This window comes from Pseudomonas sp. GM18 (assembly GCF_000282195.1).
Taxonomy (GTDB): Bacteria; Pseudomonadota; Gammaproteobacteria; order Pseudomonadales; family Pseudomonadaceae; genus Aquipseudomonas.
In genome coordinates, this window is sequence record NZ_AKJT01000021.1 from 1 (window position 1) to 3,456 (window position 3,456).

Annotated in this window: 2 protein-coding genes and 1 pseudogene; 1 reads left to right on the forward strand and 2 read right to left on the reverse strand. The window is 51.6% G+C overall.

The window, feature by feature from the left end; all coding sequences use genetic code 11:
- Positions 1 to 54: 54 nt before the first annotated feature.
- Positions 55 to 321: pseudogene (locus PMI21_RS28555) on the forward strand (IS4 family transposase); the annotation flags it as partial.
- 71 nt (positions 322 to 392) lie between these two features.
- Here PMI21_RS28555 and PMI21_RS24600 read toward each other — a convergent pair.
- Together PMI21_RS24600 and PMI21_RS29825 are read right to left on the reverse strand one after the other, a co-directional pair.
- Positions 393 to 998: a hypothetical protein gene (locus PMI21_RS24600; protein WP_007934287.1), complete on the reverse strand. Its 606-nt coding sequence runs from the start codon at positions 996 to 998 to the stop codon at positions 393 to 395.
- Positions 995 to 3,456, reverse strand: a 2,462-nt coding sequence (locus PMI21_RS29825) for a DUF637 domain-containing protein (RefSeq protein ID WP_007934290.1), incomplete at its 5' end; no start/stop codon positions are given. The genes PMI21_RS29825 and PMI21_RS24600, both read right to left, overlap by 4 nt.

Consider the following 3,456-nt stretch of genomic DNA (forward strand, 5'->3'; position numbering starts at 1 on the left):
TGATGTTGATGCCGCCGACCGAGGGGGAAATCGGGACAGACCACGTTTAAATCATTAGCTGACTGCTTACCTCGCGAACTGAGCTTCAAACACAGCCTTCAGCTATGGCTGGCGCTGCGACAATATGGCAGCCCTGAAGAAGAGGATGGCCTTTCAAGTTTATTGACGCTGATCGCTCAAAGACGCGTTGGAAACCGGCCTGGTCGTATCGAGCCGCGAGCCATAAAACGAAGACCTCAAGCCTACCCCTTGCTGACCAAATCACGTCGGTCAGCAAGGGCAGATATCAGGAAAAATGGGCACGCTAAACATGTTAAGTAAGCGCCATTCAAATCCGTCCCCTTTTCTCGTCCCCGTTTATCTGAAGAAACGGTTTCCACAAAAACCACCATCTACCCCCCATAAAGATGGGTAAATAAGTGATCAATTTCCTCATGAAAAATGACAGAGTCTTTGGAAAACTCCAAAGAATCAGATACCGCAATCAAGCCTCTGAGCTCAACGGGAATATCCTCTACCCTAGCAAATACAGTGGGCATCAAGTATCGAAAGTAGTCACCCATTACAGTACCCCCATCATAACCAACAGGAAAATCCTCACCTGACACACTTCCTTCTACACCATGAAAAACGTAAAAACCTTTAATTGATGGCAGACTATATTCCGTCAACCTTCCACTAAATAATGATCTGTTGGCAACCCATTCTTCAACCTCTTGCCGAGATGAAGTATACCTATAAGCATAAGCTGAATAAAAACCCAGTATCGTCTGCCCTTTTTTATTTTCCGAGCATTCATCAAACTCAGCGGATTCTCCCCACATAAACTCATTAAAGCTATCGAGTCTTTCATCTACGTCGAAAACTTCCAAAAGTATAGCTGGGAGCGCCCCAAAGCAGTTATTTACCATGACCGCAATGGCTCCGTTTTTATCCATTGCAAACCAAGTAATAAGTTCGCCAAACCCGGGCTTCCAGTACTTATTCAGTGTCATCATTTCTTCTCCGGCCAGACAACCTTGCAGTTCGGACAGGTATCAATAATAGCTTTCGGGGTGATTCCCCCTTCCTCTCTGACTGTCTTTGGACGCAAAGCATCCGTAAATTTTACACCTGCCGGATTTACTCCCAACCTTACCAGCTTGTCAACAGCTGCTACCTCAGCGCATGCGCCTGCCGCGTTCCTACACAAGCTAGTGAGCTCGCCAATTTTAACACCTAGTTGGTTCTCTATATAATTAACTGTACGCACATCCAGAGTTTCAGCAGTAATTTTCCCATTACTGCTCCCCACAGCTATTTTTCCTGATACCGGGTCATAAGCACCGATCATTGTAGCGACTTTAGACGCTTGGGTATTACTAGGAAATGCATTGATGGCGTCCAGCAACTCCTGAGTTGCACGTGCAGAGAATTTATCATTTACAGGGACATGCAGCACTGTTCTATCAAACAGCCCAACCGACTCACCAGACACAAGCGAGCTATTCCAATATGGGTTTGAAACCGGTGCAATATTGACACTTGATGAATTCGGTGACTTTGTACCGGGGATTCTGACACTAGCGACGCCCAGAGCCCCCACCACTATGTTTCCAGCAGCGTTCCAGAGATCACCATTAAACGCCTGATTCGCACCATAAGCCGCTTGGAGTACACCATTGGCCGCTGCCGCGACTCGTATGCCAGCTCCCAATGAACCAGTAAGGCTGTACAACGCCGGACTACCGAGGTTCGAAAGTCCCTGTTGCTCGTTGTTAATCTGCAAATAGCCTTGAGCGTCTTTATAGACCAGCTCGTTTTCACTTTTTGGTCTGATCCAAGCCAACTGATCGCCCCAGCCTCCCAGTTGTGCTCGCAACGCGTCGGCGTAGGCGTTTTTTGCCTCGGTGGTCCCGGCATAGGGGTAAATGCCAACGGAATCAGGACCGTTCTGGATCAAAGCATTCGCAAGGGTACGCGCTACATCTTCACCGTATTTGAGCGCCATATCGTATGTGTAAACCTGCACATACGCATTTAGCTCCGCGAGTTCCGCAGCCGAGAGCGAGCTTTTGTCCAGTCGATACTTCGCAAGAAGGTTATCGCTTCGTTGATCAGCGCCCTCCAGTTCCACCAGCTGTCTGGCGGCGCCAATACCATTTGTTTCCTTGAACTCTTCACGCGCTCGATCACGTTTGGCTTCGGCGTGCTCGCCCAAGAAGTTGTACTGCGTAGCATTCGCCGCCACCGCAGCACCAACCCCGACATCCCCACCCGAAGCCGCCGCACCTAGCACACCCACAATTTGCGACAGCGCAAGGAGGTTGGCCTGGGCCTGGTTGTACTCCGCAGAACCCGGAACGAGGTTTGAAGGTAAAAGTTTGTCGCCCAGCAATCCGACCAACACTTCGTTGGCGCCACCTGCCAGCGCTCCGGTGCGGAAATCACCGCCCATCGCTTCAGCCAGCAAGCCACCCAAGCCCGCATGCAGCAGAATTTTTTCAAAACCGCCCTCTGGCAGGTTCAGATCTCCGATTTTCCCGGCGCCGACCGCGCCACCAATACTTGCGGCTATGCTCGCAGCCGAACTGGCCAGATTGTCCTTGAAGCTTCCGCCGTAGACAGCCGTCTTGATCACCGCATCGGCGGTCACCTTGATCGCCACAGTATTCAAGCTCTTGACATCAAACCCAATCTTGCCTGGATCGTACTTGAGACCCTGAGTGACACCCGCCGTGGCAGCGGCTACGACGTAACCTTTGATACTGTCCTTCGAGGTAACGTCTTTGATGACCTTGCCAAGATTGCCCCGGTTGTCGATGGTGCTAATAGTGGCCTTGGTCGCCGCACTCACTGCGACCGCCTGCAACATCGTGTTCATGCTGGCCATCATCGGTCCCATGACAGCAGCCAGTGCAATCGCAATGATCAACTGCGAGGCTGGCCCTAGTCCCGAGTTGCTGTACTTGAACGACTCATGAATCTCCTTGACCTGCCTCCAGTCCACATCGCCCCGTGCTTCGGCTTGCTTCAGCCAGGCCAGTTGCGGATCGGCCTGGACCATCGCATCAATGGTCTGACTGACGCTTTGCTGATTCACCTCTTTGAGGTCGATTCGCAGACCTTCGACGGCTTTGATCGTGATGTTGCCTTTGGCAATCATCTGGGTCTGGCGCAGTGTCTCATCGGTATTGCCCTTGCCTTTCGATGAGGTCCAGAAGGCATCGCCATCACTCTTGGTATGGCTCTCGTCATGCAGGTCCTTCACCCCTTCGAAAACAATCGCCCCACCACTGTCCAGCGTGATGTTCTTGCCACTGTCCAGCTTCGCCACCTGATACCGCTGATCGCCCTCGCTGATCAGCGTCAGGTTGCCACCGGTCTTGATCTCGGTACCCACATGGGTGATCTGCGTGACTTCATCACGCTGGGTTTTCTCGGCCCCCCAGCCCCCCTTCTCCTTCATGTCATACA

Excerpts from the sequence above, each read along its gene's own strand:
- PMI21_RS24600 (WP_007934287.1), bottom strand. The coding sequence starts at position 998 with ATGATGACACTGAATAAGTACTGGAAGCCCGGGTTTGGCGAACTTATT.